Source organism: Novipirellula herctigrandis, from assembly GCA_007859835.1.
GTDB lineage: Bacteria > Planctomycetota > Planctomycetia > Pirellulales > Pirellulaceae > Novipirellula_A > Novipirellula_A herctigrandis.
Genome location: SJPJ01000001.1, coordinates 3,548,604 through 3,569,888, shown reverse-complemented (window position 1 = coordinate 3,569,888; position 21,285 = coordinate 3,548,604). Strand labels below are relative to the sequence as shown.

Sequence of the window (21,285 nt, the reverse complement as noted above, 5' to 3'; positions counted from 1 at the left end):
GCCAGTTTGGTACTTGTGTAGATACCAATGCCCGGAGGGAGGGTGAAGTGAGTTTTAAAACAGTCTCTAAGACCTTGATCGTCGTCCTGTTGCTGGTCACCGGATTGCAGACCGGGTTCGCGGAAGACTTGCGACTCTGGTACCAGCAGCCTGCCAAAGAATGGACGGCGGGCCTGCCGCTGGGAAATGGCCGATTGATGGCTGTCGTTCAGGGCGGAGTGCGACACGAAACGATCCAGTTCAACGACGACACGATGTGGACCGGACAGCCGGTTCAGCGTGACCGGATCGGTGCGCATCAGCACCTGGATCAGGTCCGGCAATTGATGTTCGATGGCCGTTACTACGAGGCCGAGCAGATTGTTATCGACAGGATGCAGGGCATGGTTCTCGCGATGGGCATGAGTACCTATCAGACCTCGGGCGACCTGAAACTGGATTTCCAACATCCCGACGGGCTGGAGGCAACCAACTACCGTCGCGAATTGGACCTCAGCACGGCGATCGCCAAAGTGAGTTACACCATTGGCGATGCCACGTTCCACCGCGAAGTCTTTATCAGTCCGGTGGATCAGACGCTCGTTGTTCGGTTGACCTGCGACAAACCGGGCAGGCTTACACTTAATGCGGAGTTGTCTCGTCACCGAGGGAAAATCACGCGACTGGCAGCCGACTGCATCTCAATGACCGGTGTCGCCAAACCGAAAACCAATCCGGGCTGGGTCGGCGTCTCGTATGAAACGCAATTGCATGTCGAGGCGGAAAACGGAATGTTAGGCGAAAGCAAGAATGGCATTCGTGTCGAAGGTGCGGATGCCGTCACGCTACGAATGGTCACGTCCACCGACTATCGAGGTGATGACCCGACAACCGTCTGCAAGAAACAACTGGCAACTGCGAAAGCGAAAAGCTATGCCAGGATGCGCAAAGACCATGTGGCCGAGCATCAGCGATTGTTCAACCGGGTGCGGCTGAACTTGGGCGAACCTTCGGAGCTACCTACTGATAAGCGGCTTGCCGCGTTTAGAAATGGTGCCGAGGACCCATCCTTGGTGTCCCTCTATTTTCAGTTTGGTCGCTACCTGCTGATCAGTGCTTCACGTCCCGATTCGATGTGCATCAACCTGTGGGGCAAATGGGTCAACAGCCTGACTCCAGCCTACGATGCCGACTACCACATCAACATCAACATCCAGATGAATTACTGGCTGGCGGAAGTTTGCAATCTTGCCGAATGCCACGAGCCGTTCTTTGACCTGCTGGACAACCTACGTCCACGCGGCAGGATCACGGCAAAGGAGATGTATCACTGTCGCGGGTTCACCGCCAACTATGCAACGGACCCGTGGTACTTCACCGCCTCCATCGGAAATCCGCCCTACGGTGTTTGGCCGATGGCTCCTGCGTGGATGTGCAACCACCTCTGGGAGCACTACCAGTTTGGCGGCGACCTTGAGTATCTGGAAAAACGCAGCTATCCGATCATGAAAGAGGCCTGCGAATTTCTGGTCGATTATCTGGTGGAGCATCCGAAGACCGGCTACATGGTTTCCGGACCCTCGACTTCACCCGAAAACCGCTTCAAGGATCCGGCAACAGGTAAAGCGGTTTCGCTGTCGATGGCTCCGGCGATGGATACACAGTTGATCGGTGACCTGTTTCGCAACACGATCGCCGCCAGCAAACTGCTTGACAAGGATCTCGAGTTCCGCACACGATTAGAAGACTTGCAGTCGCGTTTAACGCCAATGCAAATTGGTGAGGACGGGCGGCTGATGGAATGGGCGGAGCCGTTTGAGGAACAGAACAAGGGGCATCGCCATCTCTCGCATCTGTGGGCGGTTTGCCCCGGTGCCCGAATCACCAGCGACACACCGAACCTGTTTGAAGCGGCGCGCAAGTCACTCGATGTTCGCGTCGAGCACGGTGCCGCCGAGTCGCCGGAATACCAGGGTGTCGCGGCGTGGGTGATGGCGACCTATGTCCGGTTGCACGATGGCGAAAAAGCCTACGGACTGTTGAAGCACATTCTTTCAAACAGTTCATGGGACAATCTGTTCGCCGTCGGGCAGCGCGGGCGCGACCGCAAGATGTTTGAAACGGATGTCAATTTTGGTGCCACGTCAGCGATCGCAGAAATGCTGTTGCAAAGTCATGCGAGTTACATCGAGCTACTTCCCGCACTTCCCAAGGCGATGGCTGACGGTTCTGTGAAAGGGCTGCGCGCACGCGGCGGTTTTGAAGTCGATCTTGTTTGGGCGAGCGGCAGATTGAAAAACGTAACTGTCACATCCCTGAACGGCGGTCATTGCACGTTGGTATACGGGGCCGTGAATTCAGAATTTGATACCGTGTCCGGTCAGGTGTATCAGTTAGATTCCGCACTTGAAGTGCAATAGTGGTGAGGTGGCGGATATATTATTTGTTATCTGTCATTAATCATTTGTTATTGATGAGAAGATATGATTACTGACAAATGCCACGGAGCAGAGGAGAGTTTTCTTATCGAAAGCAGATGAGATTGAAGATCGACTGATAGATTTTGCTGTTCGGATTATTGGCTTGGCGAACGCTCTGCCGAAAGATCCGGCGGGGAAACATATTGCAGGACAGATTCTTCGCTCAGGAACATCTCCGGCTCCCAATTACGCGGAAGCTCGCGGTGCAGAGAGCCAAGCGGACTTTATTCACAAATTGAAGATTGCGTCAAAGGAATTGAATGAAACCTGTGTTTGGCTGCGAATGATCGAACGATCTGAACTGTTCCCAACTAAACGTCTCGAAAACGTCATCGACGAAAACCAACAACTTTGCCGAATCCTAAACGCCTCAATACGCACAACCCGAGAAGGTTCAACAAAGCCCAATAACAAATGATTGATGATTAATAGCAAATACCAAATAACAAAAATCCCGCGTCGGCCCGCCGACAAATTGTTCAGTATTTCTCAGAAACGAAACAGCATGAAGATTCTACCAGTACACACTTGTTTTGCGGCTCTGGCTGCCATTTTGCTGCCACCGCAGTTGTGGGCGCACGATTCAGAGAAGCCGAATGTAATTCTGATTTTTGCCGATGACCTCGGTCCGGGCATGCTGGGTTGCTACGGACAACAGATTGTGAAGACGCCGAATATTGACCGACTCGCGGCAGAAGGGATGAAGTTCAACAACTATTACGGCGCGACCTTCTGTGCGCCGTCGCGATGGTCGCTGTCGACAGGCATGCACGATGGCCGCATCGGTGGTTGGGATTACAATCGCGGTGGACTGGCGATCCAACGCGACTCTGGCAAAATCACTGAGCAGGAATATCAGAAACGATTCGCGAAGTTGAAAGCCGACGCGCAGCCGATCGCACCTGACGAGGTTTTCCTGGGGCAGATTGGCCAGCGAGCCGGGTATCTGACCGCCCAGTTTGGCAAGTTGGACAGTGGGTTCCAAACCTGGCACGAACGAGTGAAACGATACGGGTGGGACTACTACGATGGATTCTATTGCCATCAGCGTTGCCACGGATTCTATCCGCCCTATCTATGGCGCAACGGAGAGCGTTACGAATTGCCCGGCAACAACGACCCTGAGTGTGGCAAGCACTTGGAGATTGACGAGCTTCCCGCCGGAAACGGCGGAAAGACGCATTCGCAAAACGTTTTCATCAAAGGCGTTCTTCAGTTCATCCAACAACATAAAGACGAGCCGTTCTTTTTGTATCACCCGACTCAGATTCCGCATGGCGAGCTTGGGATTCCCAAAATACACGCGGAAGTTGAGAACGATTCCCGTTTAACTTATGAGGAAAAGAAGTACGCATCGATGATCAAGATGCTGGACGATCACGTTGGCTTGATCATGGACGAATTAAAGAAACAGGGAATCGACGACAACACGCTCGTCGTTTTCAGTTCGGACAATGGACATTGTGCTTACTACGGCGATGGAATCTATGACGGCTTCAAAAACCAAGTGTTGCCGGACGGTTCGCCAACCAATCTGACGGACAACAAGTGGCGGACTTCCAACGGCGGAGACGTATTCGACGGAAATGCGGGACGGGCCGGAGCAAAGCGGAGTGGTTTTCAGGGTGGCATCCAGTGTCCCCTCATCGCACGCTGGCCAGGCAAGATCGCAGCGGGAAGCGAAACGCAATTGCTTAGCGCCCACTATGACTTTCTGGCAACGCTGGCTGATATCGGTGGGGTTCCCGTTCCTGCAGGAAAGGACAGCATCTCTTATCTGCCGACCCTCTTGGGTAAGCCACAGCATCAGACGCACGACTATGTGGTAGTGCAGAACCGCAGAACCTATATGGGCAGCAGCACCGTGATCACGCGAGACGGTTGGAAGTTGATCGAAGTGGGCAAAAGGCGTAATCAACATCAGCTCTACAACATCCTGCAAGACAACGACGAACGAAATGAGTTATCCGCTCATTATCCGGAAAAAGTAGTACTACTGAAAACGATTTTGAAACGCGAAATTGAATCCGAACGCCCCGACCTTGGTCAATGAATGATCAGGAATCATCAAACTGGAAACTAAATCGCTTGCAGACAACCTGTGCTCTCAGGGTCGAGGAAAATATGACGCGTAAAGCAGCGATGTCCATGATTTTGTGGACCGTAGTTTTGATCCTTATGAGCGAATCGGCAAATGCCGGTGTCGTTGTGCTTGCTCAGAAGGGGCCAATACCCGCGCAAGAAGAAGTCGTTTGGAATGACGACGATATTACGGATGATAATGCTTGCACGATGGCATTCGCTGCCGATGAACTCCAGAAGTTTCTTCGGTTGATCACGCAACACGAGGAGGACTGGGCCGTCGTCGATTCCGCTGATGCAGGAAATGAAAACCAGGTCGTACTGACCCTGGTAGCAGCTTCTGAAGTTCAAAAACCGCTTGGCAATGAGGGCTACATTATCAGCACCCGCAATTTCGGAACGAGTTGGCGGGTGGAGATTAAGGCGACCAGCCGTATTGGCATTCTCTACGGCGCTTACGACTTCCTCAATCGACTTGGCGTCCGCTGGTTTTCGCCCGGTGAGCCTGGGCAAGTCGTACCGTCCTCGGAATTGAAAACGATTCCTTCCATAAATACGGTCGAAAAACCAGACTTTCTCTTGCGTGGCTTTCATGCCTGGGAAGACCGTGCGGATCACGATTTTCTTCTTTGGATGGCGCGGAATCGACTGAACTACTGGTGCATCCAGCAATCCAACAAACCGATGCTGCATAAGCTTGGGATCCGACTTGCCGGTGCCGAGCATCGAATTCACAGCTGGTATCTGGGGGCGACCAATCCTTATCCCTACGATCATGAAAACTTTAAGGGGGATGACACTCGGCCGGCTGATCCCTATCCAACAAGCCCTTCCTATGCAGGCGACGAAAACGAAGATGGCAGCCTGAGCTACTATGAAGCTCATCCCGAATGGTACGGCCTAGTCAAAGGCAAGCGTATTCCCGGACCTGGATCGCCAAAGGGAAAAGGGATCAGACACGGGGTCAATTTCTGCACTTCAAATCAGGATGCGCTTTCAGAGTTTGTTAAGAATGCGGTGGAGGATCTCGAAACGGGGCGGTTGAAACAGGCAGCCATCGTGAATGTCTGGTTGCTGGACAACGCGCAATGGTGTGAATGTGAAAACTGCCAAAAGACCGGATCGCCGACGGACCGCAACTTGAGAGTGGTTCATGCCCTCGACCGGGCCATCAAGGTTGCCAGACAGGAAGGCAGAATCAAGCGAACAATCCGCCTTTTGTTTCTGACCTACAATGACGTTATTGATCCGCCCACCAGGCCATTGCCCGATGACTTCGATTACGACACCTGCATCGCCACATTCTTTCCCATCCGGCGTTGCTACGTCCACGACATGCAGGACGAGCATTGCGATCTTAATTCCAGATTCAACGGGATCTTCAACGACTGGACGGTTTCCGCTGATCGGCACTACCGGGGACAGATGTTCGTTGGGGAATACTACAACGTTTCCCGTTTTAAGTCCCTGCCGATGAGCTTCATGAACACGATGTCGCAGGACATCCCCTACTACCACAAGCTCGGCGCTCGCTATTTCCATTACATGCACGTTTCCACCAAAAACTGGGGAAACAAAGCGCTCACCAACTGGCAGATGGCTCAGCAATTGTGGGACGTGGAAGCCGATGTCGAAGCGCTATGGAAGGATTACTTTTTGACTCGCTACGGGAAGGCGGCCGACGAGATGCGTCGTTTTTATGAAGGGCTCGAACCGATGTTGAGTAATGTCACGTGGCTCAAGTACACAGCGGGCCCCAACTTGAACAGAGGTTCCAAAGACGCGTTTAAGGGAAGCCACCTGAGTTATGATCAAACTGGTGTCGGCCCAAGCCTTTTGGATATGCGGAAATCAGGGGATGCTTGCCGCTCGATTATCAATCGAGTTATCGCTATGGAACTACCGGAGCGAGTCCGGCAACGGGTGCTGGAAAATGAACGGATGCTCGCTTATGGGGAACTGACGCTTGAATACTATGATCTTGCCGAACAGGGATTTGATGCTGTGCGGAGGAACGAAACCGCCGAAGCAAATCAACTCCTTGAACAGCTCGAAACGGTTGCCTCCAAGCTCAAACAGGACACCGTTTCAGCATCAAATGCCGGAGAGCATGCCAATGCAGAAAATGCGCTGGACGCCACGTACGCAAACGGTGCGGCTAGAGCACTTAGACGGAAGATTGCGAAAATGACAGGAACAAAATAATGAAAGCGTTCATATTTGGGTTGGTCCTGGCGACGGGAATCGGTCTTTGCACGCAGGCCAGAGCAGAAGAACGTAAGCCGAATGTCATCGTCATTGTCACGGACGATCAAGGATATGGTGATCTGTCTTGCCACGGAAACCCGATTCTCAAGACGCCGGAGATGGATCGGCTATATCGCGAATCTGTCCGACTAACCGATTTTCATGTCGACCCGACCTGTGCGCCGACGAGGGCAGCCTTGATGACGGGACGCTATTCCGCACGGACTGGCGTTTGGCTGACTTACGGTAGCCGCCATCATCTGCGCCGCGATGAAGTGACCATGGCCGATGTCTTCAAACGCAGCGGATACAAGACAGCGATTTTTGGCAAGTGGCATCTCGGAGACAATTATCCCTTTCGCCCAACGGATCGCGGCTTTGATGAATCATTGATTCATGGTGGCGGAGTGGTCGGCGAGACTCCGGACTACTGGGACAACAACTACTACGATGACTTCTATTTCCGTAACGGAAGCCCTGAACAGGTGAAGGGATACTGCACGGACGTCTGGTTCAATGAAACGATACAGTTTGTTGAAGAGAACAGGGAGCGACCGTTCTTTGTCTATCTGTCGACAAACGCCCCTCACACCCCGCTCTATGTCCCACAAGCTTATGTGAAGCCCTATGCGGATCAACCTAAACAGAGAGCGTTGTTCTTTGGAATGATCGCTAGTATCGACGAAAACCTGGGGAGGCTGCGATCGGCATTGAGCAAGCTTTCGCTCGACCGTGACACGATCGTTGTGTTTTTCAATGACAATGGGACCAACGGCGGCGTCACGCTGTCAAAGATCGGACGCGACACACGCAATGGCTGGGAAGTGGAAGGTTACAACGCTGGTATGCGAGGCAGGAAGACCTCGCGATACGAAGGTGGCCATCGCGCAGCCTGTTTCGTCCACTGGCCCGGCGGCGGATTAGATGGTGGGCGTGACGTTACCGGAGTCACCGCGCATATTGACCTGCTGCCAACCTTCATCGAACTGTGCGATCTCCGATTCGACGACTATGGTAGGTTTGATGGCGTCTCGCTTGCAAAGGCGCTGACAGGTGAAGCGGTTCCCGAACGCACAGTTGTCGTTCACGATCAGGGACGTTTCGGTCAGCCCCTGGGTGATGGCCTGTTGATTAAAGACAAAGACTACTGCGTGATGCGTGGTTCGTCGCGACTGGTAGGCAAAGAACTGTATGACTTGAGCACCGATCCGAGCCAGAAGAATGATATCGCCGAGCAATACCCGGAAATGGTCGTACGCCTTCGCGGTGATTATGAAAGATGGTGGAACCGTATCGCAGAGCGTTCAGACGAATATTGTCCGTTTGTCATCAACCCGGCGAAGCAGAAGACCGTATTGATTTCATCGCAAAATCTCTTGGGCGGTGAAGTCGCCTACAGCCAGCGCAGTGTCCGTGCCGGCCTGGGCGGAGAAGGCTGGACGTTCATCAATGTGGAGGTGCCAGGCAGGTATCGGATTGGACTGCGACGGTACCCGCGCGAGTCCAATCTCGGAATCCGTGCGCAAGCATTTCCGTGGCCAAGCGCTCCCGAAACGCATTCTAAGAAAAAAGACGTGCGAACTGCCCTGAACGTTGTGGAAGCACGGCTGAAAGTTGGTAACTTTGACGAATCCCGCCCGGTTGCCGCCACAGATGAAGAGATTGTGTTTGACGTTGAGCTTTCCGGCGGTCAGCAACGCATTCAGACATGGTTCACACAAAGTACCGGCAAGACCAGTGCGGCCTGGTACACGTACATTGAACCCGTCGTTTCACAGAATAATTGAGTTACCACGTTGGTGAATATCTAACCCGACAATCAAGCCCCTTTTTCAAACGCAATACGCAGGGGCCGGAATGGACGAACCAAAAATAGTAAAGAGGAACGACAGAGCATGAGAAATACGCGACTCGTACTGGCCGGGATGATGTGCCTGGCTTCGACTGCACTCTACGGGCAGTCCGGAGAAACCAATTATCAGTTGCCTGAGGGACTCGTTCGTGGCGGTGCGTTCATTGATCGCTTTTTGCCGGTGCCAATTAAGAACAAACTCCAGGCAAACGTTTGGGGTGCGGGCAACGTGATTCCTCGGGATACCGATAATGGCATTGAGGACGCAGAGTATTCCTATTGGGGCGGAAACATCATCGTGGGGGACGATGGGAAGAACCATCTGTTCGTCTGCCGCTGGCGAGAAGATGAACCCAAGGGACATCATATCTGGTGGAAATCGGATGTGGTTCATGCCGTCAGCGACGATCCACTCGGGCCCTATCAAGTGGTCGAAGAGATTGGTCGTGGGCACAACCCAGAGATCTATCGACTCAAAGACGGCACCTACATCATCGGCGTGATGGGCTATTCCGCATACCGAGCTGACTCGCTCGACGGCCCGTGGACGAAGATCGAAACTGTACTTGAATCCCCTCAGGAGAAGTTCAACAAATCCAACCGGACGTATGTCGTTCGTGAGGATGGCAGCGTTCTGATGATGAACAAGAACGGGTACGTGTCGATAGGCGACACCGGCGTCGAACGGTTCCATCAGGTTGCAAACCAATCGGTCTACCCGAAGATCAAGAACCACTTCGAAGATCCAGTGATCTGGAAAGATGAAGTGCAGTATCACCTGGTCGTCAACGACTGGTACACACGCAAAGCGTTCTATTTGCGGTCGCCCGATGGCATCAACTGGAAATGGGATCCCGGATTTGCCTATGACACGACCATGATGAAGCACGAGGGCGGTACCTCGGAGGCTTGGTACAAGTTTGAACGTCCCAAAGTCCGGCAGGATAAGTACGGACGTGCAACCCATATGAACTTCGCGGTCATCGACGTACCCAAAGACGATGATCGAGGTAGTGATAACCATAGCTCGAAGAACATCGTGATCCCGCTGGTCGTTCCGCGGCGGATTCACATTCTGAACACACAGCCGATTACGGCAGATACCGACCACATCGATGTTAGGATCTTGGCCGAACCAGGTTTTGATCCGCAAACCGAGATCGTGGCCAGTTCGCTAAGGTTTGGTGCATCGGAGGAAGTCAATTTCGGACGTGGGAGCAGCGTGCTAACCACAAAAGTGTCGGGAAATGATCTGATCATTACGTTCGACGTGAAGGGCCATGGCCTAACGGCAAACAACTTCGTAGCCAAGCTGCTTGGTCGCAACACCGATGATGATCTGCTGTTTGGTTATGCGAGCTTACCCGGAAGTACACGGGAAAATTGAGTTACGACGCCGGCAAATGCAAGAGTGCTTTGCGGAGCAAAGAGCAAGAATCCGAGCATCGAAGAGGATGGCTCGGAAATCGTTTCAGCAAAAGTCTGCTGCCCGTCAGAATTTTGTCTAATCAAAGCCTCCATTCTGTATTTCCTGTAGACGTGAATTCGATATGAGCGTGCCGCGGGATGGCCCAGAAGGGTGTCGATTCTAGAAAAAACCGAAGGCTCGTATCGGCCGACATTTGTAAGAATAGGGTAAATGGGATGGACGTCCGACCGTGACTGATATAGCATGGGTAAGCAAGGTGGGTTTTGCCTACGGCCTGAGTCGGTCGTTAGAAAAATGAGATTCGCTCGGCAAGTTTGAATCTGGGCGGACCATTCACATACGTGGGACCGGAACACGAGGGATTCGGCTGTGACCTTCCCGATGGAAGTTCGATTACGTCACGTCACGCACCATTGGTTTGCTATTGGGATTGTCATGAAAAATCTTGTTGTTTTGGCTGTTGCTCTTTTTGTTCTCCCGGTTGCTTCAGTTTCCGCAGATTTAGTCACTAATGGAGATTTCGCTTCGGCTACTCCTGGCGGAAATGACAATCATGTCCTGTTCGATGATCTCGATAACGGCTGGATGGTTAAAGGAAATCCAGCTGGATGGGATTTGACTGGTGGCTCTGCCGAATATACGGGGACTGGCGCAAACAAGAGTGGTCTTGGCCAGGCATCCTCGATTACAATCGAGACGGGCAGCGACTATACGCTTTCATTTGATTGGACTCCGGTAGCAGGGGCCTTGGATCTGAACTACACCGTAGCGGCGTGGAAAGCTGGGACCGCGCCGGCTGCCGACAACCGATTTTTTACTGGACTCAATTTCATCTCACAACAATCCAGGGTCATTGGGACCGGGGGGAGTTGGACCGATTTGAATGATGGCAGTTCACATACTACAAATGCGAATGCAGCTCTGAATACTTACACCGGGACAGCCGGAGTTGCGACTACGGGGACTCTTGCATTGAACTTTGGTGGCGACAGCATCGAGGACTTTGATTATATCGGCGTGAAATTCTGGAGCGGGGATGCAACCGTCGCTGGTGGCGTCCTGAACAACGTCGCAATTGTTACGGCAGTTCCCGAACCCTCGTCACTCGCCGTGATTGGATTTTGCGGGCTGGGCTTGTTGATCCGTCGCCGCAAGTAGGCGGTGAAAGATGAGTTTTGAAACCATAAAGCCGGTGAGTTTACTCGCTGGCTTTTTTTGGTTTGCCCATTGAAGCCGGCAAACCAGTCGGTGTGCGCCGGAACCTATGCCCCAAGATCGGCGGCTGTCCTTGGGGCCCGATTGCTTGGCTGCGATGCGCCGCTGCTGGCTCTCGCGGACGGCATCCGGCTTCGTCCACTGGGCCGACACCTGTTTCAAAAAGAAACTGCCCACCATTCAGATCTTTGTCTATTGAAGGCCTACTCTGCGTATTTCCAATGGCACACGAATTTGGCAGGAGAACCGTTGAAAAAAATCAAACGTATGACTCTTCCTACTTTGGTGCTGGCTTTTCTGTGGCCAACCACACTCATCACTGCGGCGGAAAAGCCGAACATCGTTTACATCCTTGCTGACGATATGGGACAGGGAGATGTCGGGGCTTACAACAAAGACAGCAAGATCCCGACGCCGCATATTGACCGCCTTGCGAGCGAAGGCATCAAGTTCATGGACACGCATACCAGTTCGGGTGTCTGCACGCCGACTCGGTACGGCATTTTGACGGGGCGCTATTCCTGGCGTACGCCGACATTGAAACAGGGCGTACTCGGAGGGCACAGCCCTCATCTGATCGAGCCGACCCGCGAAACGGTTGCTTCGTTTCTGAAGAAGCAGGGCTACGCGACGGCCTGTATCGGAAAGTGGCACCTGGGGATGGATTGGAAGGTCATCGATCCCGGCAAAGTCGGGAAGCGCATCTCGTATAAGAATATCGATCCGACGGCACCGATCACCAACGGCCCCAACAGCGTGGGATTCGATTACTTCTTCGGGATTTCCGCTTCGTTGAACATGGATCCACATGCCTATATCGAGAACGATCGGATACAAGGCACACTCGAAACTCTGAAGACGCTCGATGAAGTGAACGCACGTGGCTTCACACAACCCTCCAAGCCCGGATACGCCGCCAAGGAATATGTGCAGCAGGAAGTGCTCACCAAGTTCGCCGAGAAAACCTGCGGTTGGATTCGGGACAACAAAGACGGCCCGTTCTTTGTTTCTCTGCCGTTGCCGTCACCGCATTCACCGATTGTCCCCCGTGACCGGTTTAAGAACAAAAGCGGACTGAACCTGCACGGCGACTTCTGCATGGAGAGCGACTGGGTGGTCGGCGAAGTGCTCAAGACGCTGGATGAACTGGGGATTGCGAACAACACACTGGTGGTCTTCACCGCAGATAACGGCACGTCGCCCAAGGCGGGATTTCCGGAAATGGGAAAAAAAGGGCACCACTCAAGTTGGATTTATCGCGGCATGAAAGGCACGAACTGGGAAGGCGGCCATCGCGTTCCGTTCATTGTGCGTTGGCCAAATAAAGTGAAGCCGGGAACCATATCCGATGCATTAACCTGTACCACCGACTTGATGGCGACTTGCGCGGGCATTATCGGTGTCAAACTGGCTGACAACGAAGGCGAGGACAGTGTCAGTTTCTTACCTGCGTGTCAAGGAAACGCGATCCCCCGCAAGGGTGATCGTCTTGTCATCCATCATTCGGACAAAGGGATTTTCTCTATCCGTCGCGGGAAATGGAAAGTGATGTTCGATGATTTTGGTGGGTCCAGTCGCAGTGATCCGCGAAAGGACGATCCAATCATCAATGCTACTGATCTACTGCTGTTCGACATGAAAACCGATGCCATCGAAAAGATCAACGTCGCGGCGGATCACCCCGAAGTGATCGAGATGTTGGAGAAGGAACTTGCCGACATCATCAAACGCGGGCGTAGCACTCCCGGACCGCAGCTATCAAGCGACTTTAACGATCCAAACATCAAATGGCCGCAACTCGAACCGATCCTGGAACAATTGAAATAGTTTATTCAAAAGAATGCCCGTCATGAAAAAGGAAAGCTCAGGAAGAACAATGATGATGCTGAAAACAATAAGTGTGTGTGTGCTGCTGGCGACTTCATTTTCTGTCGTCAAGGCAGCGGACAATCGTCCGAATCTGGTGTTCCTGATGGCGGACGACCAATGCACGTATTCCATGGGGTGCTATGGGAACGAGGACGTGCAAACGCCGAATTTGGATCGGTTGGCGGCAGACGGGTTGGTGTTCGACCGACATTACGCGACGACGGCCATTTGTATGGCCAGCCGCGCCACGGTCATGACCGGCATGTTCGAGTTCAAGACTGGCTGTAACTTTGAACATGGGGACATGATCAATGACACTTGGCAGAAATCCTATCCGGTGTTGCTGCGAGAGGCCGGTTACCGCACGGCATTTGCCGGCAAGTTCGGCTTCAGTGTGAAGTCGGAACCGAACGGGGAAACGATCAAGAACATCAGTCAGAACTTTGATGCGTGGGCTGGCGGCCCGGGGCAGACCAGTTACAAGACCGCGGCCAATAAAGCGTTGAAGGCATACGCCGAGGAGTATCCACACTCAACACTTGCCTACGGTGCTTTCGGAAGTGATTTTATCAAGGAATCGGTCGAGAAAGATCAGCCCTTCTGTCTTTCGATCAGTTTCAAAGCCCCTCACAAACCGGCGGAACCCGATCCAAGGTTTGATGAAATCTATCGAGGCAAGACGTTCCGCAAGCCGGAGAACTTTGGGCGTGAAAACGGGGAACACTTTTCGAAACAAAGCAGGATGGATCGACAGTTTGAACGCTTTTACAGTTGGCATTACGCGGACAACTACGACGGAGAGATGGCGACTTATCACCAGCAGGTGCATGGGATTGACCAGGCGGTCGGCATGATCTCCAAGGCATTGAAGGAAGCGGGCGCAGATAAAAATACGATTGTCATCTTCACGTCAGACAATGGTTTTCTGTGTGGATCGCATGGATATGGTTCGAAAGTGCTGCCGTATGAAGAGGCTTCACGGATTCCATTGGTTGTTTACGATCCTCGTGAATCAAACAGTGGACGCGGTCTTCGCTGCGACGCACTGACTGGTCTCTGCGATGTGGCGCCGACGCTGTTGACGTTGAGCGGTTTGTCGGTTCCTGACAATATGGATGGTCGAGATTTGATGGAACTCTACCGGGATCCTGCTGCGAAGATTCACGAGGCACTTCCGCTGATGAATGTCTGGGGTAAACCGGCCACACATAGCCTCTCCGTCGTCGACGGCGAGTACAAATACATCTACTGGTTTTACACGGATAAAGACCAGAACATGCAGCCTGTCGAAGAGTTGTACCAGTTGACCAAAGATCCGCTGGAACTGAAAAATTTGGCGGTGAATCCCGAGGCGCAGCCGGTTCTTCAGAAACTGCGCGAGGCCTATGACCAGCAGGTGAAACACTGGAAGGAGGAAACTGTTGATTACAACGGCTACCGGGAGTACGGCACATTGTTTGATCGGCAGGTGCCGTGGGAAACCAAAGCTCGCATCCTTTTAGAAAAGAACGTAAAAAACGGGTCACGTAAGAAAAACAGCAAGTAAGGAGAACGGTTCATGGAAAGCCCGATTTCGATCGTTAGGAAAATTGGGAAGTGGAGACAAATCAACCGTAGTCGGTTGCTTTTCGCGTCATCGAGTCGAAATCATTATGAATTCAAAAACAGTTTTGGGAGTTTGCTAAATTCGGAATCGATGCCCACTGGGGCCCGTACTCGGAAATCGGTTCTCGGAAATCGGTATTCGGAAATCGGTGCGTGGGAAGAGTTGCAGGAATGTCCGCAGCATGGTGGCACCTATCTTGTCGGCTACGCCAACGTCTACAAGTCGAAAGACAATGAGTTCGGGCAGGCCTTTGAAAAAAGGTACGGGCTGGTTGAGGAGGGGAACGGGTGTCTTGAACTTTGCCAGGAATTTAAGGCGGATAGAGTCGATGCGGATCAATGAGCCGATCTCATTGCCGAGTCCGGGGCCCGCTATGCCGGCAGGGTCGACACGCAATTAAGATAGACTGGGCGTAGCGCGGTCCGGTTGATTTTGCGATCATTGTTCTTGTTGAATTTGTGTTCTCCAAACAAAGATTGGATGCGTTGCTGTGGCCAAGAAGAAAGCGGTTGGATTTGATGTTGAAAGCATCCTCGAAGATTTGACCGAATTGCCTGACCCGCGTTTGCATGTCAATCAGCGACACCTGCTCGGTGAGGTCATCGTGATCAGCAACAACCGTCTTCTCGGTCCCGACAACATGGTCTCTGCCGACAACTACCACTGCCTCAGCGGTTATGCGGAGGATCCGGTTGGATGGAGAAGCCGACATCCGTTTCACTGTATCTACAATTGTGCCATGGATCGCCAAAGCGGCTATATGTGTTCACTGGATGGGATTCAATGGAAGAATGAAGAGGGCCGGCCCTACGACACCTCTTCCACGTCCTACACCGAGTAGTACAAAGAACGAGTAGTACAAAGAACGAGTAGTACAAAGAACGAGTAGTACAAAGAACGAGTAGTACAAAGAACGAGTGGTACAAAGAACGAGTGGTACAAATTTGAACGGCCCAAAGTGCTTCAGGATGCGCTGGGGCGTGCCACCTAGCGGTATACATCGCAATCACGTCTTGAACGACTGGTTCGACCATGACGGCAAAACGGCAGCGAAATACTACTTGGACGTCACCGAGGAGGACTTCGCGGCAGCGATTGCGTCTACAAACGGCGCCGTAGGCACAAAGGCAGGCGCACCAGTAGGGAATCAGGATTCGCCTACGTCAATCACAGAAACGAAAAAACCGGGGTTGGATGGAGCGGCAAGGGTGCCAGATCGACGCCGATTTGCCGCGGAAGCAACGCTCTTCGTGAACCCTCTCGCAACGAGCCGTAAACACTGCTGGAGAACTGCTGGACTAATCGAATAGATACTCAATCGTGAATCGGAGTTCGTATTCCGGGTCCTTGGACTTGCGGGCAACGTAATCAAACATCTGGGTGGTGAGAGCCAGTTTGTGATCGCCGCAATCGAATTCGCGTCGCAAGCCACCGCCCAGCGGCACAGTCCAGTCATCTCCCTTGGGCGACTTCCAGGAATGGCTCATTCCAAGCGGGATGAAGACGGCGTCCCATTTTTCATTCAATTCAAAAAGAATGAATGGCTTACCAAAGAGCTGGTTGACTCGTTTGGAGGACGAATCGCCGCCGAATCCCCACGATTGCCAAAGGAAAAAACCGGCGGTCAGCCGGCCCTTCTCGGTACTGAAGTGGGCGCCGGGCCCAGCGGTGTATTGATTGGAGCCGAGGAGGTCATCCGACGCAGTTGGAAACGTGATGACCGTCCCCAAGCCGAGGTGCGTGTTCTGCTCGTGGGAGCCGCGAGGAGAAAAGAAGAAGCCTGAGAGAACGTCGCCGAATCCCTGGGAGCGAACATTCGCGGTCGTGCTTCCCTGATCGGGATTGGTAGGACCAAGTTTGATGGTCGATGGCAGGTCGGTGACGTTCATCACCGTTCGGTTCTCCATCTCCAGCCAGCCGAGGTCGGTCATCGAGGCAAACTCGAATTCGTTGTACGACGCCGCCTTGTCATCCAAATACGAAAACGTTGGATAGATGTTGAACTCGGTCAGTTTGAACCTTGACGCACAACGCCCTACTTCAAAGCGATGATGGGATGGGTCACCGCACGACATGCCATCACATGAAACACTGTCGCAGTATAAAGAAGGATCGTCATATCCAAATCCCGCTAACTCTGAACTGAGGGGGGGCAATTCTTCAGCAACGATCTCTCCCGAAAGAGCAAAAGTAGAAAATAGCAACAGGGCGACACAACACACGTGCCACATTGATTTGATTCGCATCCATGCGTTCCTTGATTGGGGATCGTTCTTCTTGGATGGATCGGTTGACCGTGTACCTTGAGGATAGTTTGCGTTGATAAGTTCAGGATGTTCAGATTGTGAGGCGCGAGCGGAAATGGTAGATCATCGCCTCGTTGGACACGCGGGGTGCGATGTAGGCGGTTTCTCGACGACTGACCTCGAAGCCCAATTGGAAAAAGTCGGTGACATTCCACATCCAATTCGTCCAATCGACGGCATGACGTGCCTTTTGTCCGGCGATCGGCGTGCCCGTGTTGTCTAGGATTTGACCGAGATCCTGGTTATGCGGATCATCCGTGCCGTAACCGACGTGCCAGACGAGACAATCAACCGGTTTGCACCAGATTTCGGCGAAACCACCAACCGTCGCGATTCCTTCGCCATCCTCAGGATTCAGGCTTTGCCCAATCGCAGCGTTGTAGGTGCCGATTGGTTCACCAGTGAATGCCTCGAAGATGGCGGCCCTTCGTCCAACGGCAATCAGGCCGTCGATAGAAACGCACCAGCTGCTGTTAACATTTTGATCCGTCAGTCCGATCGCGCGATCAAGCATGACTTCACCCTCATTCTGGGCCACAGGATGCTCCTGTCGAAGTCGCTGTGAAAGGATATTGCCGCATAACACTTCACATCAGCGAGCGAATTTTGACTGAATCTTGTAAAAAATCATGCTTGGACACCTACGATTCCGGGGCGGCGTCACAGCCGTTTGATTCGCTCAGTCTTACCGAATGGGAATAAACTACCGTGATGACAGCAACCGGACTAAACTAATCCCAACAGAACCTTCACGGGAGAAAATTGATTGGTCAGCGTTCGGGCGAGGTCACGAGGATGAACTACCTGGAAATCGCACAATACATGGCTTTTGCCGTGTTTCAGACGATTGCCGTGATTCATTTGCTCGTCTGGATTCGAGCACATCGCGAGATCACTCACTTGCTGTTTGCGCTGACAGCCGCAGCCGCAGGCATTAATGCAATTGCCGAAACATTCATGTATCGCGCCGAGTCGATCGACGTCATGTCATCCGAACTGCGGTGGTATGTGGCGGCCTCGGGTTGCTGGGCCATTGCCTCCGTCTGTTTCATCACATCGTACGCTTCGGTTGGGAAAATTGGAAAGTGCGTTGCGACCGTCATTGTTGTTGCCTTTATGGCTGCAATGGTGGTCAACCTCTTTTCGCCGGCAAGCTTTCTATATACCGAAATCACGGGTTTGCGAACAATCACGCTGCCCTGGGGAGAACGCATCTGGCTTGCGATTGGGAAAAGCAACCCATGGCGATTGGTTTTCGAGCTGGCGATGCTGGCAATACTCGGTCTTGTCGCTTGCGGTTGTTACGGATTCTGGCTGCGCAAAGAACGCGGTCGGGCGATCATTTTCGGCTCAACCGTCGTGGTGTTCATGCTCTGTTTCGGAACGCACGCGTTTTTCGTGGACACCGGCCGGCTCGATTCTCCCTATCTATCGACCTACGGGTTTTTGGCCCTTGTTGGTTTGACCGGTTACGACCTTGCAGGTGAGGTCATGCGATCGTCGGCGCTTTCGTCCAAACTGGCGCAGAAGGAATCCGACCTTCGCAAGGCCGTGGCCGACGAGCGAAATCGGATCGCGGGAGAGCTGCACGATAGTGTGACGCAGACGCTGTTTTCCACCGCTGCCATCGCTGACGCGATTCCCGAGGTTTGGCGTCGTAGCCCCGATGACGCGATGCGTGGCTTGCAAGACTTGAGAGCTTTGACCAAGGGTGCCCTGGCGGAGATGCGTGCGTTGTTGCTGGAACTGCATCCAGCGTCCTTGCTAGAGAAAGATCTCGGCGTGTTGCTGCAGCAGTTAGCCAGTGCCGCGACCGGACGATCACGAGTGCCAATTGAGCTCGAGACCGAAGGTGCCATGGTGATGCCTGATGACGTTCAAATCGCGTTCTACCGTGCGGCACAGGAGGGGATCAACAACGCATTGAAACATGCTGATGCGAACAACATTCGGTTATGCTTGAAACGTAGCGAGGTGCAAGCGACGCTCACCGTCTGTGATGATGGTTGTGGACTAGAAGACTCAAGAGAATTTTCCGGCATGGGTTTACAGTTGATGCGAGAGCGAATCGCAACAATTGGTGGACGATTAGACGTACAATCCGAAGCAACGGCGGGCACGACAATTACTGTAATTTGGAACAAAGGTTGATACGATGACGCCTGAAGGCAAACCGATCCGTGTCGCCTCGGTCGACGATCATGACCTCATGCGCAATGGCATTCGTTTTGTCTTGATGGCGTTCGATGATTTGCTCTGGGTGGGCGAAGCACGCAAAGGCGAGGACGCGGTGAAATTGTGCAAAGACATCAAACCAGATGTTGTCTTGGTTGATATGAAGATGAAAGGACTTGACGGCGTGCAGACCGCATCTGCCATCAAACAAGCTTGTGCAGACATTCAAGTTTTGATCCTCACGAGCTTTCACGATCAGCAGCTCGTCCTGCGTGCGATGCAAGTAGGCGCCGTAGGCTACGTACTAAAAGATGCCAGCAAGGAAGAGCTTGCAAACGCCATTCGTGCCGCTAGCGTTGGTCAAACCACGATCTCTGCCGATGCAGTAAACGATCTGCTGTCCGATTCGCCTGAGGCCAGAATCGAATTAACTAATCGGGAACGCGAGGTTTTGGCGCTCGTTGTGAAGGGGATGAGCAACAAAGAGATTGCCAAGCATTTGCACCGTAGCCCTTTCACGATCCGCCATCATGTCAGCCAATTGATCAAGCGACTGGGCGCAGCCAATCGAGCGGAAGTTGCGGCGATTGCGATTCAGCGTCATTTGATTCGCTGACTTAGCCGAACCACAATGCATTAGTACATTTGTACTACCCCGGATTGGTCCTTCTGTCGGATAGCTTGAGGGGTTCTGTGCTGTTCTATTGGCACCTGTGTTAACGGGGTCTCTTCTGGTTTTTAGGGCAATCCATCAATGCGAGTTGTCGTTGCCTCTCAACATCGGCCGACGCGGTCGGCGATCGCAGTACTGATCGAAGCTCAATCTGATCTTGAGCTGACCGGTGATGTCGCTGATTTCACGGATCTGTTGGCGAACATTAAATCAAAAAGACCGGAACTTGTTGTGCTCGATTGGGACGTGCTCGGAAAACGGATCGATACGCTGCAAGCACTCCTCGAACTGTTCGATGAGCCGCCTTTGATCATCGCCCTGAGTGTTCACGAAGAAGCTCGCAGCGCCGCCTTCGACTCCGGCGTCGCGGGCTTTGCGTTCAAGGGCGATCCACCGTCGCAATTGCTAAAGGTGATTCGCGAATTCCAACGAACCGGGGAAAAGAGACCACAACCATGAACAACGCAACATGAGAAACCCAACATTCATCAACTGCCTCCTTTTGTTGTTCGCGATTCCCGGTTTGGCATCAGCCCAGGCGCCGGACAGGGAGATCGCGTCAGTTTCGGGGCGTGTTGCATCCTACTTAGAAGCTTTCAACCGTCGCGACCTGGATGCTTGTGCCGAACACTTTTCCGAAACCGCTGAGTACATTGTGCCGGGTTCCTCGCAGCGAATTCAGGGACGCACCGCCATTCGTGAAGCCCTCGAAACGCTGCTGAAAACAGATGAGAAATTCGAGTTGAGCGTTACGGAGCAACGGTTCCGAAAAGTCACGCAGGACGCCGTTCTTGAAGAGGGAACGGCGACGTTGGTTTCGGAGAGCCATGGATTGGAACGGGCGCAGTACTTGGTTGTCCACGTTCAGCAAGGCCAGAAGTGGTACCGCGACAGCGTACACGAGGTGGCGGTTGTAACTTCCGTCGCTGAATCGAAGCTGCGAGAACTGGAGTGGTTGATCGGCGACTGGACGTACGAAAACGCGGGGGGCTCGACGGAAATTCACGGCCAGTGGATCAACAACCAAAGGTTCATCTCGCGATCGTTCACCGTTCGCGGTGGCAATGGCAATGAGCTGAACGGTAGACAAATCATCGGCTGGGATCCGTCGGCCGGTGTGATTCGCTCCTGGAGCTTCGATTCGCAAGGTGCTTTTGAACAGGGCGTATGGCACCGAGTCGGCAATCGTTGGCGGGTCAAAGTCCGTGCGGTGCTTCCCGACGGCAGCGTTGGGTCCGAACAGCGCGTGCTGACTCCCGAGACCGACGGGAAGCTTACGAGTGAAGTGGTTGAGCAACAGGTCCAGGGGCGATTGCTCCCTTTGCCTGGGAAAGTGTCGCTCGTTCGCCGCATCGCGAAGTAACCACCTGGA

Annotated in this window: 17 protein-coding genes; 15 read left to right on the top strand and 2 right to left on the bottom strand. The window is 53.0% G+C overall.

The features are described from left to right. Positions 1-47: 47 nt before the first annotated feature. The 11 genes from CA13_RS13195 to CA13_RS35070 all read left to right on the top strand — a co-directional run bounded on the left by CA13_RS13195 (position 48) and on the right by CA13_RS35070 (position 15,600). Positions 48-2,399 carry a glycoside hydrolase family 95 protein gene (locus CA13_RS13195; RefSeq protein WP_419194282.1) on the top strand — a complete coding sequence of 784 codons (2,352 nt, stop codon included), beginning with the start codon at positions 48-50 and terminating at the stop codon, positions 2,397-2,399. A gap of 70 nt (positions 2,400-2,469) precedes the next feature. Then, on the top strand, positions 2,470-2,877 hold the full coding sequence (locus CA13_RS13190) for a four helix bundle protein (RefSeq protein WP_146403633.1): 408 nt from the start codon (positions 2,470-2,472) through the stop codon (positions 2,875-2,877). Between the two features lie 87 nt (positions 2,878-2,964). Continuing rightward, entirely contained in the window at positions 2,965-4,512 is a 1,548-nt protein-coding gene (locus tag CA13_RS13185) for an arylsulfatase (protein WP_146397346.1), read from the top strand. Further along, positions 4,509-6,746: a DUF4838 domain-containing protein gene (locus CA13_RS13180; RefSeq protein WP_146397344.1), complete on the top strand. Its 2,238-nt coding sequence runs from the start codon at positions 4,509-4,511 to the stop codon at positions 6,744-6,746. Before CA13_RS13185 ends, CA13_RS13180 begins: the two co-directional genes overlap by 4 nt. Next, the gene (locus tag CA13_RS13175) at positions 6,746-8,575 is read left to right on the top strand and encodes an arylsulfatase (protein ID WP_146397342.1); all 1,830 of its coding nucleotides are present in this window, start codon (positions 6,746-6,748) and stop codon (positions 8,573-8,575) included. The genes CA13_RS13180 and CA13_RS13175 overlap by 1 nt, the downstream gene beginning before the upstream one ends. Before the next feature lie 108 nt (positions 8,576-8,683). Then, the gene (locus tag CA13_RS13170) at positions 8,684-10,027 is read left to right on the top strand and encodes a glycoside hydrolase family protein (protein WP_419194281.1); all 1,344 of its coding nucleotides are present in this window, start codon (positions 8,684-8,686) and stop codon (positions 10,025-10,027) included. Positions 10,028-10,504: 477 nt separating this feature from the next. Next, positions 10,505-11,227, top strand: a complete 723-nt coding sequence (locus CA13_RS13165) for a PEP-CTERM sorting domain-containing protein (RefSeq protein WP_419194280.1) — start codon at positions 10,505-10,507, stop codon at positions 11,225-11,227. A gap of 324 nt (positions 11,228-11,551) precedes the next feature. After that, on the top strand, positions 11,552-13,111 hold the full coding sequence (locus CA13_RS13160; RefSeq protein WP_146397338.1) for a sulfatase family protein: 1,560 nt from the start codon (positions 11,552-11,554) through the stop codon (positions 13,109-13,111). A 49-nt stretch (positions 13,112-13,160) separates the two neighbouring features. Then, the gene (locus CA13_RS13155) at positions 13,161-14,699 is read left to right on the top strand and encodes a sulfatase family protein (RefSeq protein ID WP_146397336.1); all 1,539 of its coding nucleotides are present in this window, start codon (positions 13,161-13,163) and stop codon (positions 14,697-14,699) included. A 150-nt stretch (positions 14,700-14,849) separates the two neighbouring features. Beyond that, positions 14,850-15,101 carry a hypothetical protein gene (locus CA13_RS13150; RefSeq protein ID WP_146397335.1) on the top strand — a complete coding sequence of 84 codons (252 nt, stop codon included), beginning with the start codon at positions 14,850-14,852 and terminating at the stop codon, positions 15,099-15,101. A gap of 148 nt (positions 15,102-15,249) precedes the next feature. Then, positions 15,250-15,600 carry a glycoside hydrolase family protein gene (locus CA13_RS35070; protein ID WP_419194279.1) on the top strand — a complete coding sequence of 117 codons (351 nt, stop codon included), beginning with the start codon at positions 15,250-15,252 and terminating at the stop codon, positions 15,598-15,600. 457 nt (positions 15,601-16,057) lie between these two features. Here CA13_RS35070 and CA13_RS13140 read toward each other — a convergent pair whose 3' ends face one another. Both CA13_RS13140 and CA13_RS13135 read right to left on the bottom strand, forming a co-directional pair. Beyond that, the gene (locus CA13_RS13140; protein ID WP_146397332.1) at positions 16,058-17,005 is read right to left on the bottom strand and encodes a hypothetical protein; all 948 of its coding nucleotides are present in this window, start codon (positions 17,003-17,005) and stop codon (positions 16,058-16,060) included. Positions 17,006-17,096: 91 nt separating this feature from the next. After that, entirely contained in the window at positions 17,097-17,603 is a 507-nt protein-coding gene (locus CA13_RS13135) for a hypothetical protein (protein WP_146397330.1), read from the bottom strand. A 257-nt stretch (positions 17,604-17,860) separates the two neighbouring features. On the opposite strand from CA13_RS13135, the gene CA13_RS13130 reads away from it, so the two are divergent. The 4 genes from CA13_RS13130 to CA13_RS13115 all read left to right on the top strand — a co-directional run bounded on the left by CA13_RS13130 (position 17,861) and on the right by CA13_RS13115 (position 21,276). Then, positions 17,861-19,216 (top strand): sensor histidine kinase, encoded by a 1,356-nt coding sequence (locus CA13_RS13130; RefSeq protein WP_146397328.1) that lies wholly within the window; start codon positions 17,861-17,863, stop codon positions 19,214-19,216. Positions 19,217-19,220: 4 nt separating this feature from the next. After that, a complete protein-coding gene (locus tag CA13_RS13125) occupies positions 19,221-19,856 on the top strand; it encodes a response regulator (protein WP_146397326.1) in 636 nt (211 codons plus the stop codon). A 138-nt stretch (positions 19,857-19,994) separates the two neighbouring features. After that, positions 19,995-20,372: a response regulator gene (locus CA13_RS13120; RefSeq protein WP_146397324.1), complete on the top strand. Its 378-nt coding sequence runs from the start codon at positions 19,995-19,997 to the stop codon at positions 20,370-20,372. A 10-nt stretch (positions 20,373-20,382) separates the two neighbouring features. Next, positions 20,383-21,276 carry a YybH family protein gene (locus tag CA13_RS13115; RefSeq protein ID WP_146397322.1) on the top strand — a complete coding sequence of 298 codons (894 nt, stop codon included), beginning with the start codon at positions 20,383-20,385 and terminating at the stop codon, positions 21,274-21,276. Positions 21,277-21,285: the final 9 nt, after the last annotated feature.